The 19,443-nt window shown below is 67.4% G+C and carries 20 protein-coding genes; 10 read left to right on the top strand and 10 right to left on the bottom strand.

Going from position 1 to position 19,443, the window contains the following annotated elements:
- Positions 1–31: 31 nt before the first annotated feature.
- The gene (gene mutM / locus K8612_RS00345) at positions 32–934 is read right to left on the bottom strand and encodes a bifunctional DNA-formamidopyrimidine glycosylase/DNA-(apurinic or apyrimidinic site) lyase (protein WP_223760876.1); all 903 of its coding nucleotides are present in this window, start codon (positions 932–934) and stop codon (positions 32–34) included.
- Positions 935–1,083: 149 nt separating this feature from the next.
- On the opposite strand from mutM, the gene K8612_RS00340 reads away from it, so the two are divergent.
- The gene (locus tag K8612_RS00340; RefSeq protein ID WP_223760875.1) at positions 1,084–1,908 is read left to right on the top strand and encodes a M48 family metallopeptidase; all 825 of its coding nucleotides are present in this window, start codon (positions 1,084–1,086) and stop codon (positions 1,906–1,908) included.
- A gap of 24 nt (positions 1,909–1,932) precedes the next feature.
- Here the strand turns inward: K8612_RS00340 and K8612_RS00335 are convergent, their stop codons facing one another.
- Positions 1,933–2,982 (bottom strand): YihY/virulence factor BrkB family protein, encoded by a 1,050-nt coding sequence (locus K8612_RS00335; RefSeq protein WP_223760874.1) that lies wholly within the window; start codon positions 2,980–2,982, stop codon positions 1,933–1,935.
- A gap of 117 nt (positions 2,983–3,099) precedes the next feature.
- Positions 3,100–3,990 carry an MTAP family purine nucleoside phosphorylase gene (locus K8612_RS00330; protein ID WP_223739213.1) on the bottom strand — a complete coding sequence of 297 codons (891 nt, stop codon included), beginning with the start codon at positions 3,988–3,990 and terminating at the stop codon, positions 3,100–3,102.
- A 95-nt stretch (positions 3,991–4,085) separates the two neighbouring features.
- Between K8612_RS00330 and K8612_RS00325 the strand changes: the two genes are divergently transcribed.
- A complete protein-coding gene (locus K8612_RS00325) occupies positions 4,086–4,898 on the top strand; it encodes a hypothetical protein (protein ID WP_223760873.1) in 813 nt (270 codons plus the stop codon).
- Positions 4,899–4,908: 10 nt separating this feature from the next.
- Here the strand turns inward: K8612_RS00325 and K8612_RS00320 are convergent, their stop codons facing one another.
- The 3 genes from K8612_RS00320 to K8612_RS00310 are packed head-to-tail and all read right to left on the bottom strand — an operon-like array spanning position 4,909 to position 7,422.
- The gene (locus tag K8612_RS00320; RefSeq protein WP_223760872.1) at positions 4,909–5,859 is read right to left on the bottom strand and encodes a DMT family transporter; all 951 of its coding nucleotides are present in this window, start codon (positions 5,857–5,859) and stop codon (positions 4,909–4,911) included.
- Positions 5,832–6,857 carry a tRNA epoxyqueuosine(34) reductase QueG gene (gene queG, locus K8612_RS00315; protein ID WP_223760871.1) on the bottom strand — a complete coding sequence of 342 codons (1,026 nt, stop codon included), beginning with the start codon at positions 6,855–6,857 and terminating at the stop codon, positions 5,832–5,834. The genes K8612_RS00320 and queG overlap by 28 nt, the downstream gene beginning before the upstream one ends.
- Before the next feature lie 4 nt (positions 6,858–6,861).
- Positions 6,862–7,422, bottom strand: a complete 561-nt coding sequence (locus tag K8612_RS00310) for a cob(I)yrinic acid a,c-diamide adenosyltransferase (RefSeq protein WP_223739209.1) — start codon at positions 7,420–7,422, stop codon at positions 6,862–6,864.
- Positions 7,423–7,525: 103 nt separating this feature from the next.
- On the opposite strand from K8612_RS00310, the gene K8612_RS00305 reads away from it, so the two are divergent.
- From K8612_RS00305 to K8612_RS00285, 5 genes are all read left to right on the top strand, one after another.
- Positions 7,526–8,320, top strand: a complete 795-nt coding sequence (locus K8612_RS00305; RefSeq protein ID WP_223760870.1) for a thymidylate synthase — start codon at positions 7,526–7,528, stop codon at positions 8,318–8,320.
- Positions 8,317–8,811 (top strand): dihydrofolate reductase, encoded by a 495-nt coding sequence (locus tag K8612_RS00300; RefSeq protein ID WP_255671285.1) that lies wholly within the window; start codon positions 8,317–8,319, stop codon positions 8,809–8,811. Before K8612_RS00305 ends, K8612_RS00300 begins: the two co-directional genes overlap by 4 nt.
- Before the next feature lie 89 nt (positions 8,812–8,900).
- The gene (locus K8612_RS00295; RefSeq protein WP_223760868.1) at positions 8,901–10,781 is read left to right on the top strand and encodes an FTR1 family protein; all 1,881 of its coding nucleotides are present in this window, start codon (positions 8,901–8,903) and stop codon (positions 10,779–10,781) included.
- Positions 10,782–10,793: 12 nt separating this feature from the next.
- Positions 10,794–11,537, top strand: a complete 744-nt coding sequence (locus K8612_RS00290; RefSeq protein ID WP_223760867.1) for a GlsB/YeaQ/YmgE family stress response membrane protein — start codon at positions 10,794–10,796, stop codon at positions 11,535–11,537.
- A 46-nt stretch (positions 11,538–11,583) separates the two neighbouring features.
- Positions 11,584–11,814 carry a hypothetical protein gene (locus tag K8612_RS00285; RefSeq protein WP_223760866.1) on the top strand — a complete coding sequence of 77 codons (231 nt, stop codon included), beginning with the start codon at positions 11,584–11,586 and terminating at the stop codon, positions 11,812–11,814.
- Between the two features lie 69 nt (positions 11,815–11,883).
- Here the strand turns inward: K8612_RS00285 and K8612_RS00280 are convergent, their stop codons facing one another.
- A complete protein-coding gene (locus tag K8612_RS00280; RefSeq protein WP_223760865.1) occupies positions 11,884–12,570 on the bottom strand; it encodes a hypothetical protein in 687 nt (228 codons plus the stop codon).
- 162 nt (positions 12,571–12,732) lie between these two features.
- Here K8612_RS00280 and K8612_RS00275 point away from each other — a divergent pair, with 162 nt between their 5' ends.
- The 3 genes from K8612_RS00275 to K8612_RS00265 all read left to right on the top strand — a co-directional run bounded on the left by K8612_RS00275 (position 12,733) and on the right by K8612_RS00265 (position 16,767).
- Positions 12,733–14,100 (top strand): hypothetical protein, encoded by a 1,368-nt coding sequence (locus K8612_RS00275; protein WP_223760864.1) that lies wholly within the window; start codon positions 12,733–12,735, stop codon positions 14,098–14,100.
- Positions 14,097–15,932, top strand: a complete 1,836-nt coding sequence (locus K8612_RS00270; RefSeq protein WP_223760863.1) for a DEAD/DEAH box helicase — start codon at positions 14,097–14,099, stop codon at positions 15,930–15,932. The genes K8612_RS00275 and K8612_RS00270 overlap by 4 nt, the downstream gene beginning before the upstream one ends.
- A 76-nt stretch (positions 15,933–16,008) precedes the next feature.
- Positions 16,009–16,767, top strand: a complete 759-nt coding sequence (locus K8612_RS00265) for a protein NO VEIN domain-containing protein (RefSeq protein ID WP_223760862.1) — start codon at positions 16,009–16,011, stop codon at positions 16,765–16,767.
- Positions 16,768–16,890: 123 nt separating this feature from the next.
- On the opposite strand, the gene K8612_RS39460 is transcribed toward K8612_RS00265, so the two are convergent.
- Genes K8612_RS39460 through K8612_RS00250 form a run of 3 tightly spaced genes read right to left on the bottom strand, consistent with a single transcriptional unit; the run spans position 16,891 to position 19,223 of the window.
- Entirely contained in the window at positions 16,891–17,346 is a 456-nt protein-coding gene (locus K8612_RS39460) for a very short patch repair endonuclease (protein ID WP_223760861.1), read from the bottom strand.
- A 9-nt stretch (positions 17,347–17,355) separates the two neighbouring features.
- Positions 17,356–18,222, bottom strand: a complete 867-nt coding sequence (locus K8612_RS00255; RefSeq protein WP_223761163.1) for an NgoMIV family type II restriction endonuclease — start codon at positions 18,220–18,222, stop codon at positions 17,356–17,358.
- Between the two features lie 5 nt (positions 18,223–18,227).
- The gene (locus K8612_RS00250) at positions 18,228–19,223 is read right to left on the bottom strand and encodes a DNA cytosine methyltransferase (RefSeq protein ID WP_223760860.1); all 996 of its coding nucleotides are present in this window, start codon (positions 19,221–19,223) and stop codon (positions 18,228–18,230) included.
- Positions 19,224–19,443 lie beyond the last annotated feature (220 nt).

The raw sequence follows: 19,443 nt of genomic DNA, 5'->3' as shown, positions 1-19,443 counted from the left end.
CGGGCGATTCAAGCCATGCCCCCCTGGGGTGTCAACGTCTACGGGATCGGGGTTTCGGGCCGCGGACGGCGGGAGCCGGCCCCTTCCCCGCCGCCGTCCCCTTCCGGGACGCGCGGACAGCAACCGTGGAGAGCGGCTGACATTTCGGACAGAAATGCGTGGTGCGCCCACCCTGGGTGAAGGCTTCCACCGTCGTTCCACACTTCGAGCACGGCCCGTCCGCCCGCCCGTAGACGCGGAAGCGGTTCACGGACCCTGGCTCCTCCAGGTAGGTGATGTCCTCGCCCTCCTGCTCCTTGAAGGCGAAGTCGAACGCGGCGTGGATGGCCTTCGCCAGGTGCTTCCAGTCGTCCGGCGTGAGGGTGCCGGGCTTGCGCGCCGGGTGCAGCCCCGCGCGGAAGAGCGCCTCCGCGGCGTGGATGTTGCCCAGGCCCGCGACGCGGCCCTGGTCCATCAGCGCCACCTTCAGGTCCTGCCGGGAGTCCCCCACCGCCTCCTGGAGCTGGGGGCCGGTGAGCCCTTCAGTCAGGGGGTCCCGCCCCAGGGCCTTCACCGAGGGCAGCTCCCACAGCGCCTTCGCGGGCACGGGCTCCATGCGGCCGAAGAGGCGTGGATCACTGAAGTGGACCACGTGGCCGTCATCCAGGTGGAAGCGGGCGCGGCTGTGGGGGACGGGCACGCCCTCCTCGCGGCGCACGAACTTGCCCGTCATGCCCAGGTGGGCCATCAGGCCGTGGCCGCCCTCCAGGGTGAGGAGCAGGTACTTCCCCTTGCGCTCCAGGGACTCCACGCGCCCGGTGAGCCGGGTGAAGAGGGGCAGCTCCGCGCCCCGGAAGACGCGGGTGGCGTCCGCTTCCGCGCGCACGATGCGGCGGCCCTTGAACCAGCGCTCCAGGTTGCGCCGGGCGATCTCCACTTCCGGTAGCTCAGGCATCCAGGCGCAGGGGCATACCACCGGACCGTGTCCGGCGCATGTCCCCCGGTGGATGGCGCTCCGGGAAGGTGCTTGCCCGGGACGCGGAGGCGCGGTTACGACGGGCCGCGAAAGCTTCCACCCACTGAGCAAGAAGGGATGACTCGCCCATGCAACGGATGGTCACCGCACTGCTGACCCTCACCCTGGCCTCGGGCCTCTCCACGGGCTGCACCAAGCAGCGCGTGGGCGCGGAGAAGGCGATCGCCAGTGTCCTCATCTCCGACGAGCAGGAGAACCAGCTCGGCCTCCAGGTGAAGAAGGAGCTCGAGACGAAGGAGAACATCCAGTACGTGGAGGACCCGGAGGTGCTGGCGTACGTCCGGGGCATCTCCCAGCCCATCCTCGCGCAGGCCAACAAGGACCGCTCCGGGGTGAAGTGGAAGGTCAACGTCATCAATGACCCGAAGACGGTCAACGCCTTCGCCACGCCGGGCGGCTTCCTCTACGTGTACACGGGCCTCTTGCTCGCGGCGGACACGGAGGCGGAGCTGGCGGGCGTGATGGCGCACGAGGCGGGCCACGTGGTGGGCCGTCACTCCGCGCGCGCCATGGTGAACGCCTATGGCCTGCAGGCCATCACCCAGGTGGCGCTGGGCCAGAACCCGAGCACCGCCGCGCAGATCGCCGCGCAGTTGGCGGGCGGCGGGCTGCAGTTGGCGCACAGCCGCAGTGAAGAGACGGAAGCGGACGAGTACGGCGCGAAGTACGCCTCCGCCTCGGGCTTCGACCCCAACGGCCTCATCACCTTCTTCCAGAAGCTGCAGAAGGAGCAGGGCCACACGCCGGGCGTGCTCAAGTGGCTGTCCACGCACCCCACCAGCGAGGACCGCATCGCGCACCTGCGGAAGATCATCGCGCAGCAGGGCCTCAAGGGCGACCGCAACACCGCGGGCGGGCTGACGGCCATCCAGGCCAGGCTGCCCAGGCAGTAGCCGTGACGGCCAGTCCCCGGCGCTTCAGTGCACGGACGGGGTGTCACTCCCGTCCGGCATCAGGCCCGGGGGCTCCGGGTCCTTGCCCTCCGCCACGCGGCGCTTGCGCCGGAACAGCGCCAGCCGCGTCTTCCGGGCGCTGGCGGCGCTCTTGGCCGCGCCGGGCGTCTTGAGGGGCGGCTCCAGGGGCGCGGGCTGGCCGAAGTCGCGCGCGCCCTTGGCCTTCCCCTGCGCGGAGGCGTGCTCCAGGATGGCGTTGAGCTCCCCTCCGAGGATGAAGATGAGCCCGGAGATGTAGAGCCACAGGAGCAGCACCACCACGCCACCGATGGAGCCGTAGGTGACGTCGTACTTGCCGAAGTGCTCCACGTACTGGGTGAAGCCCCAGGTGCTGCCCAGCCACGCCAGGGTGCCAATGACGGAGCCCGGGGTGATGTACTTGAAGCGCTGCTTCACGTCCGGCAGCAGGTAGTAGCAGATCGACAGCATCAGCATCACCAGCGCCGCGGTGAAGGGCCAGCGCAGCCAGGACCAGACGAGGTGGAACTCGTCGATGAGCGCCAGCTTGTCCGCCACCCACGCCCCCACGCGACCGCCCAGCAGCAGGATGGCGAAGGACAGGGGAATCAGCAGGCCGCCCATCAGCGTCACCAGCAGCGCCAGGCCCTGCGTCTTCCAGTAGGGCCGGGACTCCGACACGTCGTAGGCCAGGTTGAGCGCCTTGCGCAGGGCGTCCACGCCGCGCGACGCGGTCCACAGCGCCACGATGAGACCCACGGTGAGCAGCTTGGGGCGCGTCTCCCCGACGAGGGAGGTGAGGTGCTGGCTCACCACGCCCAGCGCGTCGCCGGGGACCAGCGGGCGGATGCGGTCCATCATCGCGTCCACGGCGCCGGGCGCGAACGGCATGTACGCCACCAGCGTGACGAGGAAGAACAGGAAGGGGAACAGGGAGAAGATGAAGTAGTAGGACAACTGCGCCGCCACGTCGGTGACGGTGTCCTCCTCAATCTCCTTCCAGAAGCGCCGCGCGAACTCCCTCCACGTCAGGTACTTGAGCCGTGGCAGCCCCATGTGGTTCCCCCTCGGGTCCGTGGGGAGCCAATGTGTGAACGGCCCGGCCCTTCGGCAGCAGGCGGCCGGCCGAGCGCTCGCGGCCGGAGGCGCTGGCGGCGTGCCGGGTGTTGAACGCTAGACGAGCCCGGAGGGCAGGTAGCGGCCCAGCAGCGGGCGCAGGCGGCTCTTCACGTCGGCGGGGATGCGGGTGCGGTCGGTGAAGATGGCCAGCGCGAGCGCGCTGTCGCAGCGGCAGGTGGTGGGCGTGCCCGCGATGCGGGGCAGCGCGCGGCGCAGGAGCGCGGCGCCGTGGGCGGTGACGGCGTCCAGCCGCTGGGCGAAGCGCGGCAGGAGCGCCTCGGGTTCCTGGCCCACGGGCGGGGAGCGCCAGGAGTCGTGGTCGGTGGGCAGCGCGACGAGGGCGTAGTGCAGCTCCGCCTCGCGGGCGAGCCGCGCCTCCGGCATGGCGGTGAGCCCCACCAGGTCCCCGCCCCACGTGCGGTAGAGCTGGCTCTCCGCCTGGGTGCTCAGGGAGGGGCCCTCGATGCAGACGTAGGTGGCGGAGGCGTGCACCTCCGTGTCGCTCTGGAGGGCCGCGTCGGTGAGCGTCTGGCGCAGGGTGGCGCAGAAGGGCTGGGCCAGCTCCACGTGCACGGCGACGTCGTCGTAGAAGGTGCAGGGGCGGCGGTAGGTCCGGTCGATGACCTGATCCGGCAGGGCCAGGTGCAGCGGCTGGATGGAGTCACGCAGGCTGCCCACGGTGCCGGTGGCCAGGACGTGGGTGACGCCGAGCGACTTCAGGGCGAAGAGGTTGGCGCGGTAGGGGGCGCGGGTGGCGTTGTGGACGTGGCCCTGGCCGTGGCGGAAGACGAAGAGGATGGGGACGCCGTCCAGCTCCGTGGCGATGAGCGGGGTGCTGTGGGGCCCGAAGGGCGTCTCCACGGAGAGGTGCTCGCCGCGTCCCTGGAGTCCCAGGGCCTGGTAGAGGGCCTGGCCCCCGATGATGCCCACCTTGACCGCCGCCATGCGTCTCCTCTCGCCCGGTCGCCGGGCGTGGGCCTGACGATATCGCGGGGGGCTCGCCCAGGAAGCGCGGAAGACTGGTAGCTTTCACATTTGCCATGCGTCTTCTTCCGCGCCTCGTCGTCCTCAGCGTCCTGTTCGCAACCCCCGCCCTGGCCGGTCCCGTCCCGCCCGGCTGCGAGGAGGACGCCACCACGTGCAAGGAGGACTGCACCATCGAGTACGGCGGCAACGGCGCCGCCCTCAAGAAGCTGACGCGCTGTTTCGAGGGCTGCCTGGAGACGCGCACGCAGTGTACCCGCCGGTTCAACGCGGTGAACAACCGGGCGCCGGACGCACCGGAGGCGCCACCCGAGCGCCGGATGGGCAAGACGGAGGCGGCCAAGCTGCGCGAAATCAAGGAGAAGGACCGCCGCCGCGAGGAGGACCCCTTCGGCGACGACGAGAACAAGGAGCCGCGCGCGAGGCCGGTGCGCGACTCCTATGATGATCCGCCGGAGCCGCCCCCAGAGCGCACGGGCTACCGCGCGTCGGACGAGAAGCCGGCGAGGAACAACGGACGGAAGCAGGCGGCCGTCCCGGCGAAGGCCCAGGAGCCGGAGCGCACGCCGCCTCCGCCCTCCCCCGCCGTGGCGCCCGAGCCGGAGCCCCGGCGCACGGAGACCCCGGACATCGAGGCCTTCGCGGAGCCGCCGCCCCGCGCGGAGCCGCCCGCGCGCAAGCCCGAGCCGAGGCCGGCGGTGGCCGAGCCCGCGCCGCCGAGCCGCTCGGACGACGAGGACCTGCCGCCCCCGCCGCCGCCCGTGGCGAAGAAGGAGCCGCCGCCGCGCATCCAGGAGCCGCCGCGCCCCGTGATTCCGCCGGAGCCCGCGAAGAAGGACATCTCCGAGTGGGACCCCAACGGCGACTGACGCCGGTCCGTCAGCCCGCGCGCACCACCACCGGCGCGGCCTTCACCGGCGCGCCCTGCGTCAGCCGCACGCCCACGAGCACCAGCGCGCCGCCCAGCGCCAGCTCCCAGTGCAGCGCTTCATCCAGGAAGAGCCACGCCACCAGCGCCGTCACCGCCGGCTGCAGGTTGGAGAAGATGGCCACGCGCGACGCGGGCACCTTCGACAGCGCGTAGGACCAGAGCAGGTACGCCACCACCGACGTCATCAGCCCCACGTACACGATGGAGGCCTTCGCCGCGGCGCTGGAGGCCCACACCGCCGCGGGCTCCAGCACGAACGGGGCGAGCGGCAACTGCAACACCGTGGCGACCGTCATCGTCCAGGCCGTCGCGCGCAGCGGTCCATGCTCCGTGGCCAGGGACTTGCCCTCCGTCGTGTAGACCACCCACGCCACCACCGCCGCGAGGATGAGCAGGTCCCCCTCCAGCGTGCCCCGCGCGCTCGCGAGCCCCCGGCCCAACAGCAGCACCACCACGCCCACCAGCGCCGTGAGGATGCCCGCCGTCGTCCGCGCGGACGCCCGCTCCCGGCCCAGCACCAGGCTGGCCACGTACACGCCCAGCGGCGTGAGCGCGTAGAACAGCGCCGCGTGCGCCGCCGTGGAGCGCGACAGGCCGGAGAAGAACAGCGTCTGGTTCACCGGCCCGCCCATCAGCCCCAGGAGCGCGATGCGCGGCCACGCGTGGCGCGGCGGCAGCTTCCGCCCCGGCGTCAGCGCCAGCAACGCCACGAACGCGACGCCGCAGACGAGGAAGCGCCACAGCACCACCGTGAACGGCGACAGCTCCGTCATCGCCCGCTTGGCGGCCAGGTACGTGCCCGCGCTGATCAGCACCTGCACCGTCAGCGCCGCGTACACCCGCCCGAGCGGCGGCGGCGCGGCGGACGGCGTCACGGCTCCAGTTGCAGAAGCGCCCATCGTGCGGCGCTGCGTACCAGCTCGCTGTCGTCGCCGCTGAGTTTTTCGAGCAGCGGCCGGGCGTGTGCCTGCCGTGCGACGCCCAGTGCGTAGACAGCGTTGCGCCTCAAACCGTCGTACCGCGCGCGCGCCAGCGCCGTGCCCGGGATGAGCTCCTTGTATTGCTCGGGGGTCAGCGCCGCCAGCTCCAGCGTGCCCAGCGACGCCACCGCGCGGGGCATGAAGCGCTCGTCGTCCGCGAACACCGGCTTGCGGTTCAGCGGGCACACCTGCTGGCAGATGTCGCAGCCGAAGATGAGGTTGTCGAACTTGAGCCGGAACGCCTCCGGCACATCGCGGTCGCGGTTCTCGATGGTCTGGTACGACAGGCACGCCCGCGCATCCACCTGCCGGTTGCCCACCAGCGCGCCCGTGGGACACGCCATGAGACACCGCCGGCAGGAGCCGCACCGGTCCGCCACCGGCCCCTCCGGATACGCGTCCACCTCCGCGTCCAGGATGAGCGTGGCCAGCAGCACCCACGAGCCGTGCGACTCCGTGATGAGGCAGCCGTTCTTGCCCACGTAGCCCAGGCCCCCGCGCGCGGCCCAGACCTTCTCCATCATGGGGCCGCTGTCCACGCCGCCGTAGGTGCCCAGCCCCGGGTACCAGGCGTTGAGGGTCTTGCGGAACGCCTTCATCCGGTCGCGCAGCGTGGAGTGGTAGTCGCGGCCCCTCGCGTACCGCGCGATGGGCGAGCCCTGCGACGGCGCGTCGTCCCGCCAGTAGTTGTTCGCGAGCGACAGCACCGTGCGCGCCCCCGGGAGGAGCACCGACACGTCGAGCCGCTCCTCCGCGCGCGACCCCATCCAGTCCATGTCCGCGTCGTAGCCGGCCTCCAGCCACGACATCAGCGACGACGGCGGGATGGGCTCCGCGCGCGCGAAGCCGATGAGGTCGAAGCCCACGTCCTGGGCGAGCTGCCGCAGCCGGGCAGTGGGCAGTTGCGTCGCGTACACGGGGCTACTTCGTCGGCTTCTCGGGGATCCACTTCACGTCCGGCAGGCCGGCGCGGAAGTTCACCAGCCGGGCCACCACGAAGAGCAGGTCCGACAGGCGGTTCAAGTACATGGCCACCGCGGGCGGGGCCTTGTCCTCACGCAGCAGCGTCACGACCCGGCGCTCGGTGCGGCGGCACACCGTGCGCGACAGGTGCAGCGCAGCGGCCGCGGGCGCGCCTCCCGGGAGGATGAAGTGCGTCATCTTCGGCAGCTCCTCCTCGTAGCGGTCGATGTGGCGCTCCATCTCCTCCACCCACTCCGGGCGCAGCTCCGGGATGTGGGCCGCCGCCTTGGTGTGCGGCGGCGTGGCCAGCACCGCCCCCACCGTGAAGAGCTGGTCCTGGAGGCGCTGGAGCAGGTGGTCCAGGTCCGCCGGCAGCGAGAACGTGCGCGCGAGGCCCAGCGTGGCGTTGAGCTCGTCCACCTCGCCGTACGCCTCCACCAGCGCGTCGTCCTTCGACACCCGGCCGCCGCCGAAGAGGCCCGTTTCGCCGGCGTCGCCGGTCTTCGTGTAGATCTTCATGGCAGCCCTTGTTTAACGATGCGACACGGCGACGCCGTGCGCGGGTGGACAGCGGCCGATATTTTGCTCGCTTGCCCGACCCCACCTAGGGAAAAAGGGCCCCATGCAGCCTTACCTGAGTCTGATGGAGCACGTCCTGAATCACGGGACGAAGAAGGGCGACCGGACCGGCACGGGGACGCTGAGCCTCTTCGGCCACCAGCTCCGCTTCGACCTCACCCAGGGCTTCCCCCTGGTGACGACGAAGAAGCTCCACCTGAAGTCCATCATCCACGAGCTGCTGTGGATGCTCCGGGGGGACTCGAACGTGCGCTCGCTCCAGGAGGTGGGGGTCACCATCTGGGACGAGTGGGCCAACGCGGACGGCAGCCTGGGCCCCGTCTACGGCCACCAGTGGCGCTCCTGGAACACGCCGGACGGCGGCCACGTGGACCAGATGAAGCAGTTGGTGGACGGGCTCAAGAAGAACCCGGACTCGCGCCGGCACCTGGTGAGCGCGTGGAACGTGGCGGACGTGCCCTCCATGAAGCTGCCGCCCTGCCACGTGCTGTTCCAGTTCTACGTGGCCGACGGGAAGCTCTCCTGCCAGCTCTACCAGCGCAGCGCGGACATCTTCCTGGGGCTGCCCTTCAACATCGCGTCGTACTCGCTGCTGACCCTGATGGTGGCGCAGGCCACGGGCCTCACCGCGCACGAGTTCATCCACACCATCGGTGACGCGCACCTGTACCTCAACCACATGGAGCAGGCCCGGGAGCAACTGACGCGAGAGCCGCGCCCGCTGCCGCGCATGCGCCTGAACCCGGACGTGAAGGAGCTGTTCGCCTTCCGCTACGAGGACTTCACGCTGGAGGGCTACGACCCGCACCCCGCCATCAAGGCGCCCGTGGCCGTATGAGTCCGCGCGTGTCCGCCATCGTCGCCATGGCGGCGAACCGCGTCATCGGTCAGGGCAACACCCTGCCCTGGCGCCTGCCGCCGGACCTGGCGCGCTTCAAGCGGCTGACGCTGGGCCACACCCTCGTCATGGGCCGCAAGACGTACGACTCCATCGGACGTCCCCTGCCCGGCCGAACCACCGTGGTGCTCACCCGCCAGCGCGACTGGCCCGCGCCCCAAGGCGTCCACGTGGCCCACACCGTGGACGAGGCCCTGGAGCAGGCGCGGGGCGACAGCGAGGTCTTCATCGCGGGCGGCGCGGACCTCTACGCGCAGACGCAAGCGCTGTGGCAGCGGCTCTACCTCACCCGCCTCGAGCGGGACGTCCCGGGCGACGCCTTCTTCCCGCCCCTGGACCTCAGCGGATGGACGCTGGTGGAGGAGGAACGGCACCCGGAAGGCGACCTGCCCTTCGGTTTCTTCACCTACGAGCGTCAGGGCCAGCCCTGATTCCAGGGGTTTGCCTCACGAGGGGGGCTTATCAATTGAATTTGATTCGCAGAATTGAACACGCGTGGCGCGGTTGGTAGAAAGCGGTCGTGAAACACGCCGCCGCCCTCACGTTGTGCCTGCTGCTCGCGCTGTCCTCTTCCGCCCGGGCCGAGTCGCCGGCGTCCGACGAGGGGCGCACCTGGCACCGGCTGGTGGGCATCCTCCAGTACCTCCAGGCGGACTACCCGGCGGCGGTGTCGTCCCAGTCGGAGTTCGAGCTGACGGAGCAGAAGAGCTTCGCGGCGGAGGCGCTGGCGGCGGCGAAGGACCTGGGCCCGGCGGCGGCCACGTTCGTGCCCCGCGTGGAGGCCATCCAGGCGCGCGTCAACGAAGCGAAGGACCCCGAGGGCGTGAGCCGCGACTGCGGGGAGCTGGTGGAGAGCCTGGTGCTGGCGGGGGGCCTGGCGCGCAGCCCTCGCGTGGCGCCGGACCTGGAGCACGGCAAGAAGCTCTTCCAGGCCAACTGCACGGCGTGCCACGGCGCGGAGGGCAAGGCGGACGTGTCCATCGCGGCGAACATGGAGCCGCGGCCTGCGAACTTCCATGACGCGGAGCTGATGGAGGACGGCCTCACGCCCTACAAGGCGTTCAACACCACCAGCTTCGGCGTGCCCGGCACGGCGATGCCGGCCTACCCCACGCTCACCGAGGAGGACCGCTGGTCGCTGGCCTTCTTCGTCTTCACCCTGCGCCAGCCGCCGTGCCAGGGCGAGCCGCCCAACGCGTCGCTGGAGCGGCTGGCCACGTCCACGGACGCGGAGCTGGCGAAGGCGTTCGGCGCGGACAAGGTGGCGTGCCTGCGCCGGAACATGCCGGACGCGGACGAGGAGAAGGTGCTGCTCAACGCGCGCGCGGCGGTGGGCCACGCGATGCGCATGGGCGCGGAGGGTGACTACGTGGGCGCGAAGAACGCGCTCCTGGACGCGTACCTCAACGGCCTGGAGCCGGTGGAGCCCAAGCTGCGCGGGCGCGACCCGGCGCTCACCCAGAAGCTGGAGGAGGCCTTCATGCAGGCGCGGCTCGCCGCCGAGCGCAAGAGCCCGCACCTGCAGGACGAGGGGCGCGAGCTGCTGTCGCTGCTGGACCAGGCGCGCAAGTCCACCGGGAGCACCACGGACGTGCTGTCCGTGGCGTGGCTCACGCTGCTCATCCTGCTGCGCGAGGGCTTCGAGGCGACCATCATCGTCACGGCGCTGCTGGCCGCGCTGAAGAAGATGAAGGCCATGGACCAGGTCCGCGTGGTGCACGCGGGCTGGGTGTCCGCGCTCATCGCGGGCGCCCTCGCGTACATCGTGGGGCGCAAGCTGCTGGCGGGCGCGCAGCGCGAGTGGATGGAGGGCATCACCGCGCTGGTGGCGGTGGGCATGCTGCTGTACGCGGCGCTGTGGCTCAACGCGCGCGCCAACGTGAGCCACTTCATGGGCGAGCTGCGCCAGAAGATGCAGGGCGCGCTGGGCCGGGGCAGCACGGTGGGCCTGTTCGTCATCGCGTTCACGTCCGTGCTGCGTGAGAGCTTCGAGACGGCCATCTTCCTCCAGGGCCTGGCGGTGGACTCCGCGGCGGGCGTGGCCTGGGGCGTGGCGGGGGGCATCGTCGCGCTGGCGGTGCTGGTGCTCTTCGTCAACCGCCTGGGCTACCGGCTGCCCATGAAGACGCTCTTCAGCCTCTCCACGGTGGTGATGGTGGTGACGGCGGTGATGCTGCTGGGCAAGGGCATCCACTCGCTGCAGGAGGTGGGCGCGCTGCCGCTGGTGCCGGTGCGCTTCATCTACGTGGACATGCTGGGCCTGTACCCGGATGCGCTGTCGCTGGTGCCGCAGGCGCTGCTGGCCGTGGCGCCGCTCGTCTACCGGGCCCTGCGCCGCCGCACCCGCGTGGAGACGCCCGCCTCCGGTGACGGGGCGACGCCGACACAGCCGTTGCGGTAGCCTCCCGTCCTGGTGAAGCACACACGTCTGTCCACACTCCTCGCCCTGCTGCTCGTATCGGGCCTGGCCTCGGCCCAGGAGGCCCCCTCCGAGCCGGCCCGGGCTCCCGCCGGGAGCCTCACGCCGCCGCCGTTGGTGGGCGCGCCGGACGAGGACGTGCCTCCGCCGCCGGACGTCACCACCGGAGACGAGGTCCCGAAGCGCGCCGCCGTCCCCGCCCAGGCGCTGCCCTCCGTGAAGGCCGCGCCCGCCGCGAAGGACCCGGTGCCGCGCGTGGCGCTGGAGGTGCTGGGCGGCACGGCGGGCGGCGTCGTGGGCGCGACGGTGCTGGGCTCGGTGGGGTACCTGCTGGGGTCCGCCACGGTGGGCTGCGACGAGTGCCTGGTGATGGCCGTCGCGGGCGCCGCGGCGGGAGGCATCATCGGCATCCCGGTGGGCACGTACGCGGGCGGCCGGTTCATGGGCGGACGCGGCCGGGTGGGCGCGACGGTGGCCGGGAGCATGGTGGGCTGGGGCGCGACGTTCCTGGCGCTCACGCTGGTGAACAGCGGCACGGAGGCGCCCCCGGCCCTCAACGCCGCCCTCTTCATCCTCCCGGTGGTGGGCGCGAGCGCGGGCTTCGAGCTGTCCCACGCCAACGCCCTGAGCAAGGAGGCCGCGCTGCAGGAGCCCCCTCCGGGCCCGTCCGTGCGCCTGATGCCCGTGGCCACCTACAGCAGCAAGGGCCCGCACCTGGGCCTGATGGGCAGCTTCTGACAAGGGCTCAATTGAGGCGATCGTCGAGGCTTGCTCTTCTCTAGGGATGAGCAAAGGACATCCCACCCCGGAGAAGCTGCGACGGGCCATCGTGCGGGTCTTCCACGACGCGGGCCTGTCGTATGTGCAGATTGTCCGCCTGCTAGGCATTGGAGAGGCGACGGTCATCAGCTTCGAGGCCAGCTCCTTCAACCCCATGTCCAAGCGCTCCTCCCGCTTCAATTCTAGCGCTCACCTCCGCACGTCATCCGTCTCCTGTCACGATGGGGGCGGGTGAGGAGTTACGGTTGCGAGGCCCTCGCTCTGACAGAAGAGGCGACCCGAGTTCCAAGAGCCGTGATTCGCTTCATCCGCCTTTTAGCAGCTTAAAGATCTCGTTCCGGGATGCAGCGGGAAGCCGCCGATAAGCATTCCACGCGCGATCGAGCAACGTCGGGCCCCGTCGGCCCCGCTCCATCCAGCGGAGGAGCCGGGCGCGATCTGGCGCATCGAGATCCTGAATGTCAGACAGCAGCCTTCCCGTGTCGATAGTCTCCTCCGCCTTGCTTCCCGAGCGGCAGCGCTTGCACTCGGTGACCATCTGCTCCTCCGTGGAGCCTCCCGGCAAGAAAACCATCTTGCGGCTGACGCTCAGCACGGCGCAGTCGCTGGGCGCGTCGGGATAAGTCTCGCCTCCTGTGACCCCGCAGACGACACACTGAAACTGGTCCGCGGCGAACGCAATTCGGCGTTCTTTCGCCGAAACACCGGCGGCCCGCGCTTTCCGACGCTCGTCAGGTTTCCAAACCGCGATGCCCGCCTTCACGAATCGCTGCTCGTCTGGCCTCAGCGCCGCGTCGTCCGTGTTCGTGTAGATAACCCAACCGTAATCACGAAGGTCTCGGATCCTCCGATCCACCTGCGCGATGCCTGGGAATGCTGCCCGCAATTGCTCCTTGGTGAATACGTTTCCCTCGCCAACTTCGTTGACGAGCCACAGCGCCCCCTTGATCATGGTCCCGGCTTTGAGCTTGGGGTCGTTCCATCTGTCCATGGTCAAGGTCGCTCCGCTCGCGCGTCACGCATACCGCCTCCTGTGTCCGCTCCCGTCACAGCCGGTGCTAGGATAGCGTCGCGACAACGATGTTGCTCGAAGGGGAAAGCTCGGATGGACACAACGTCGAAGATGCCGCGGCGAGTCAAAGATCTCAATTCCATGATCGACGAACGCCGGGCTCAGGCTCAGAAGGCTAACGCCGAAAAAACAACGGTCGAATGGCGCGGACAGCAAATTCACCCCTACGTCATTTCAATGCCAGTCGACATACTCTACTACAACCCCCACACGCACCGGATCAGGGCGCAGCGCAGTCTCGATCCGGTTCGGGATCGGGAACTCGAGGCAGACCCTTATGGAAAAGTAGGCCAAAGCTACCTCGAAATGTTGCTGAAATGCCAGCCGTCGAACCCAGAGAAGAGGGATCCCGAGTTCGACGCGCTTCGGGACGACCTTGAGAAGTTCGGCCAGAAGGATCCTGGCCTGATCACCACGCGCGGCCTGTTGGTCAACGGAAATACGCGTTGCGCGGCTCTCCGCGAGCTGGGTGAAAAATACATTCGCGTCGGCGTGCTTCCCGACGATGCAAGCTGGGACGACATCAACACGGTTGAACTCGCGCTTCAGCTGAGAAAAGAGCATAAGCGGGACTATTCGTACATCAACCGGCTCCTAGCGATCGACGAGCAGATCAAGCAGAACCGGCGTCCGGACGACATCGCGAGAGAGTTTCGGATCAAAACGCCGACGCTTGAGCAAGATCGTTGGATCTACACGGTCATCCGCGAAGCTATCGGCCGTAGCCGCACGTCCCCAGAGGGTCCCTCGCTTCGGTGGATCGACTTCGAGGACCACCAAGAAAAGCTTCGCGAATTACACCGGGCATACGTGAAAGTAGCGGCGACGGACAAGAACGCGGCAGAGGCGCTGAAGGAATCGCGGCTGGCGATGATTGTGCTCGGCTACGCTAAGACCGACGTTCGGCTCGCGCAGGCGGAGTTTTACGACAAGTACCTCGCACTCAAGCTTCCCGAGACGATGAAGCCCGACGTGAAAGAGCCTTCAAAGCTCAAGGTTCCTGGGCTCCCGGGGGTTGCCGTCCCGGATGTTACGCCTACGACCAAGATCACGAAGGCCCTGACAGACAACCTTCTCCAGGCGAAAGCCTTGGCTCAGGCGGGCGACAAAGCCGCTCCCGCAACCGTCGAAAAGGCGGCGGCGCAGCTCAAGGCTGCTAAAGAGGCGTTCGATCGGGCCCTGGATCCCGCGGGACGGGACGCCCGCCTTCAGCAGCGTAAGCTCGCCGCGCCAGAGCGGCTTTCCGATGCTTGCGACAACATCGAACTGTGTATCGCCGAGCTTGCCGAAGCGAGCGCGAAGCGCGCTCTCGACGAGACGGCATTCGACGATGCCGTCATCCGGTTGCGCAGTATGTTGCAGAAGCTCGCCAAGCAGGCACGGCGTACGTTTCCCGAACCGGGCGATGGTGTTGCTTGGTTGCTCGAATCTATGAAGGACGAGCGATGAGTGAGTCCAGTCCTAGCCTGGAGATCGGGTTTGGCGATGACGCAGTGGTGGCGCGATTCAGGGCGCGTGAGGGACTGGAGGACGACCTCCACCGTCTGCTCAACCGGTACCGGACGGCGCGCCCGCTATCGCAAGGCTTAGCGGAGGTTGCGGTCGACGATCTTTTGATGAACCTCGGGGAGCTGGCCATGTGGCCTCATCCCGACAGCGTCGCGTGGGACCCCAGCCTCGCCGCGCTCGCGACGGACACCACCCTCGACGCGCAAGCGGCGGGAGAGCGGCTCAGGGACGAAGACACAGCCGCTGACCGCCAGACTTCGCCAGAAGCGGTGTCGGCGCTGCTCGGGCCGGACTGGCTAGGTGAGTTGACGTCGTTTCAGAGGCGCGACATCGCGAAACTTCTCTCGTTGCGCCACGGAGCGAACTTTTCGGTACCCGGGGCAGGGAAGACTCGCGTGGCGCTGGCGGTTTTTGAGGCCCTTCGTCAGGCAGGCCAGGTTAGCCGGTTACTGATCGTCGGGCCGAAATCTTGTTACGAGGCGTGGCAGTACGAAAATACGGAATGCTTGGCCAAACCGCTTCGCATGCACGTCTTCGACACGGGAATCGATCCTGCGGCCGATGCCGTGATTGTCAATTACGAACGCCTCCGGTTTCAGGGGACTCGCAACGCGCTCGCCGGGTGGGTTTCCGCACTTCCATCGTTGCTCATCCTTGATGAGGCGCATCGCATGAAGCTTGGTGCGGAAGGGGCGTACGGCGCTGCCTGCATGGCGCTCGGGCCGCGGGCGCGCCGCCGGTTGATCCTCACGGGCACGCCCGCGCCGAACGGTGTGAAGGATCTGGAGAACCTGCTCGCGTTTGTGTGGCCGGGATACGGTCGGCAGATGGTCACACAGGCGGTTGCTGGACGCGATCTCGCGTACGCGAGCAGAATTCTCCGTCCCCTGTTCACCCGCACGACCAAAAGTGAGTTGGGACTACCGCCGGTTTTGGTCCGCAAGCGAGTGATCGAGATGCCGCCTCTGCACAGAGAGATTTACGACGCGCTCGTCGGCCTTTATTCCGCCCGTGCATCAACTTCTCAGGATGAGTTTGCGGCGCTCGGCCGGATCCTGGTCTATCTGTTGATGGCGGCGATCAGTCCTACGTTGCTCGCTGCCGGGACGACGCCATACGAACCGCTAAACTATCAGGTGCCCCCATTGACGGTACCTGAGGGTTCGCCGCTCTTCGAACTCATGCGTGACTTGCCGAGCTACGAGATGTCGCCAAAGTATCGCGAGACGCTCGCCATCGTGGCCGAAAATGCAAAGGCGGGGAGGAAAACGTTGGTATGGTCCACTTTTATCCGCAGCGTCATGACGCTCAAGCAGATTCTGAAGGAGTTCTCACCCGTGGTAGTGCACGGCGGTACTGACGACCGGCAAGAACAAATCATCCGATTCCGACGCGATCCGCAGTGCATGGTCCTCTTGTCAAACCCGGCAACGCTTGGTGAAGGCATAAGTCTGCACCAGACATGTCACGATGCGGTGTACGTGGACCGGGACTTCGCAGCCGGCCGCTTCTTGCAAAGCCTCGACCGGATTCACCGACTCGGGCTGTCCCCGACTGCGGAGACGCGGATTACCGTTCTCAGCAGTGCCAAGACGATCGATGAGGTCGTGAACCAGCGGCTAGATGTGAAGCTGCAATTCATGGGCAGAATCCTCGATGATCCTGCCGTGCAGCAGCTAGCGGATTTGGACGAGGAACCAGTCATCAGCGGCGGCCTCGATCAGCACGATCTGCAGGCACTTATGGGGCATCTGCGTGCCGGTGCCATCTGATCCGGTTTTGCGCGCGGCGTCGCGGTGGCTGGAACACTTGCCACGAGCGGACGCGCAGCGGACGCGTGCCCTGTTCATGTCGCACGCCGCGTTCAATGATCTTACGCCCACGCAATATGAGGCGGCGTATTCCTGGCTGGAGGCGCTAGGAGTCCTCGATGAGGCCGCTGCGGGACGGGCTGGGAAAATAGCTCTCTTCGAAGCGGCAATTGCAGCCTCTTTCTGGTTCCAGGATGCGGACGCGCTGGTGACCACGGCCGCCGATCTCCCGGAGGATGCGCGCCGCGCCGCCGCAATTCTCGGTCTGTCGCCCGAAGAGAGCCTAGCGGCAATCCGGCATGCCTCGGGGAAGGCCGACTTAGCGGACCGTCTGCGGATTGGAGCTGCGGGCGAGCACGGACTGATAGCGCTGTTGGCCTCCGCGCCGATGGCGCGGGTGCGGCACGTCTCGCTCGAATCCGACGGCTACGGGTACGACGTGGAGGTCACCGTGGGCGGTGCGGCGTTCCACTTAGAGGTCAAGTCGACTACGCGACGCGGGCGGCTCAGGGTCTATCTCTCCCGGAACGAATACGAGACGATGCGCCGGGACGCCGCTTGGGTGCTCGTCGCAGTGCGCTTGGATCCGGACTTCCAACCCGCGTCGATCGCCAGCGTCGACCGCGAGTGGATCGGCGCGTCTGCGCCGCTCGACCGTACCCCTGGCGTGCGTTGGGAATCGGTGAGGCTGGATGTGCCTACAGAAGCTTTGATTCCTGGAATTCCGGCGGTGCTCGGTACTCTGCACCAGCCGCCACTCGCGATACTCGCCGGTGAACCTCGCTGGCCGGGCTGAGTTCCCTAAGGCATACCTAAGCCTGTGGCCAGGTGGAGATTAACAGGCGGGCTGAGCTTGCCCGGGCAAGCTCCCTGTCGAGCAACCCGGCACGCTGCGGAATCAAGGCTCAGCGACGCCGTGTTAGCCTGCGCCGAAAGGGGGGTTCTGCATGGATGTGCCACCACCACCGGATGCGCCCAGAAACTGAAGCACGCGCTCGGCTACAAGGTCAGGCTTTGCAGTCTCGCACTCCCAGACTGTGAGTACGGACCAGCCAAGTTTCGTTAGTGCTCGTTCTACTTCAACGTCTCTTTGCTTGTTTCGTTCCAGCTTTGGCCCCCAATAGCCCGCGTTCGAGCGGGGAACACGCCCATCAACGCAGCGCGCGTGCTGATGCCAAAAGCACCCGTGCACTTGGATGATTTTTCGAAGCCCCGGAAACACAAGGTCCGGCCGACCTGGCAAGTCGCGCCGGTGGAGCCGGAATCTGTACCCGGCCGCATGAACAATCCGGCGGACGAGTACCTCGGGCTGGGTGTCCTTCGCCCTGATCCTGCTCATGTTGGCGCTACGACGCTTCCTGCTGATCTTGTCCACGATGTGGTCTTAAACGGCCAAATCGAGCGGCAGGTCAGAAATATCGCGCAATCGTTTGCCCACGACCATCGTCTGCAAGAGCACTGCGGAGTCGTCGAAGCCCTCTTCCCGGACGGCGGCTTCAAGTTCCGGCAGAGCAAAATGGTACACGCAGTCTATCTCGCCGGTGCCAATGGCGATGGATGCGAGCCGACCCGGCAAGGGCTCCCCGGTGACTACAACCACGTGAGGAAGCCGCCCCTTGCGGTTCTTAATGAGGTTTAGACCCTCAGTGCGGCTGTTCTGGGATCGGTCACTACGGATTGTCCACTTGCAGGAGATGCTCGCGTGAAGAAGCGGCAGCCTGTTGTTGCTCCTGCGGAGTGCGGCGTGACGGGCGACGTTGGGATCCACGATTACCTGCGGAGCATTAATCGTCGTATCAGGTTCGGGCTCGCGAGTGATGATGATGTCCGGAGTGACCGTGTAGTCGTTGCCGAGCGCGGCCTTAAGTTCAGGATCCCTATCGGCAGCGCGCTGGAGGGCAGCAAGGTGCGCGTACTGCTCGTAGGCCGCAATCTCGTTCCGGTTGTGCCCGCTGACTTGGCGAACATGCCAATCTCCGGGTCGAAGGTGTTGCAGGCCCAAGAACGTCGTCTTGAGGAACGCAGCACAGAGTTCCTCAAACTTGTGACCCGAACTCTGCCCCGGCATGCGTTCACGCGCTGCGGCTGTCTCGAGTTCGATTTGGCGCTTGATGCTCGACGCGATCTTGACGCTGCTCTTGCTGGCCCTGTCTGCATTAGCAGGTACGCCCCTTGCGTCGGTCGTGAGGACATGAGCAAGAAGGTCCGCGTGGAACTTAAGGCGAGCGGCCGTGAAGAGCGCAGTCGTCATGTCGTTCACAGTAACTCAAGATTTAGTTCACGCGCAGCCTTCGCAGCGGCCTTCTTGTGCCGGTCAGCATGCAGAACTGAGTGGATGGATCGTGCAACGGCAGCAGCTATGGGCGGCGGAAACGCATTCCCGACCTGGCGATAAGCAGCCGTCTTTCCACCCTGAAACTTCCAATCGTCCGGAAACCCTTGAAGGCGGGCCACCATCTCAACAGTGAGCTTCGGGCGACTGTCCGCCGGAAAGTCAGGACCAGGAGCCTCGTTAGCCACGCCCATTCCGTCAACTCCGAGTTCCATCCACTGCCGCTTCGCGCGCGTCGGGCCGAGGTCCGGGCCGCCGTGCTTCTTCGAGCCTCCGACCAAAGTCGGAGCAATGGACTGCGCGCCCCGCCTCCACGCCGACGCGCCCGGCCAGCCGCGTGACGCGATGAGATCGCCGATCGCATCTGCAACAGTAGTTCGTCCCTCCGTTGGCTTCGGCCAAGAAAAGCCGGTGGCAATCCTTCGACGCAGAGCAACGAGTACGAACCGAGGGCGAAGTTGCGCGACGCCATAGTCCGAGGAGTTCAGAACTTGCCAGAAAACGGCGTAGCCAATGTCGTCCAGCTTCTCGATGATCTGTGCCCGATAGGGAGCGAACTTCTCCGTCGATAGCCCGCGCACGTTTTCCAACATGACAGCGCGAGGTTGAATCTCTTCCACCAAGCGCAGGGCGGCGGGGAACAGATCCCGCTCGTCCATTTTTCCTAGCTGCTTCCCTGCGATGGAAAAGGGGGGGCACGGAACACCTCCTGCAACGAGGTCGACTCCTCGAAACTCCTTTCCGGACAGCATCCGAATGTCCCGGTTCAACACGCGCCAAGTGGGCCGGTTGTGCTTAAGCGTCCTGCATGCAGCCTCGTCGATCTCAACCACCGCAGCGTGCTCAAAGCCTGCCTGCTCAAGACCAAGAGCTTGTCCTCCACCACCGGCGCAGAGCTCAAGCGCTGTGAAGGCGCTCATTGGGTCACCCTCCGGCTCGCAGAGGTCCTCTCCGTGAGACTGTTCATCGTTGTCGGGTGCCTCTTCAATGTAGGGAGATGGGATCACATCGTCGGCAGCCTGTCGACTTTGATCCACACCGCCGTTGGACGATCCCGCACAAAGTGCGGGGAGGCCCGGAGCTTGACGCCGAGCCTTCACTGGTATCTCGTCGAACCCAAAGGACCGCTGTACCGGAACA

This window comes from Corallococcus sp. AS-1-6, assembly GCF_020037015.1.
GTDB lineage: Bacteria > Myxococcota > Myxococcia > Myxococcales > Myxococcaceae > Corallococcus.
This window is presented reverse-complemented; position numbering and strand designations above follow the sequence as displayed.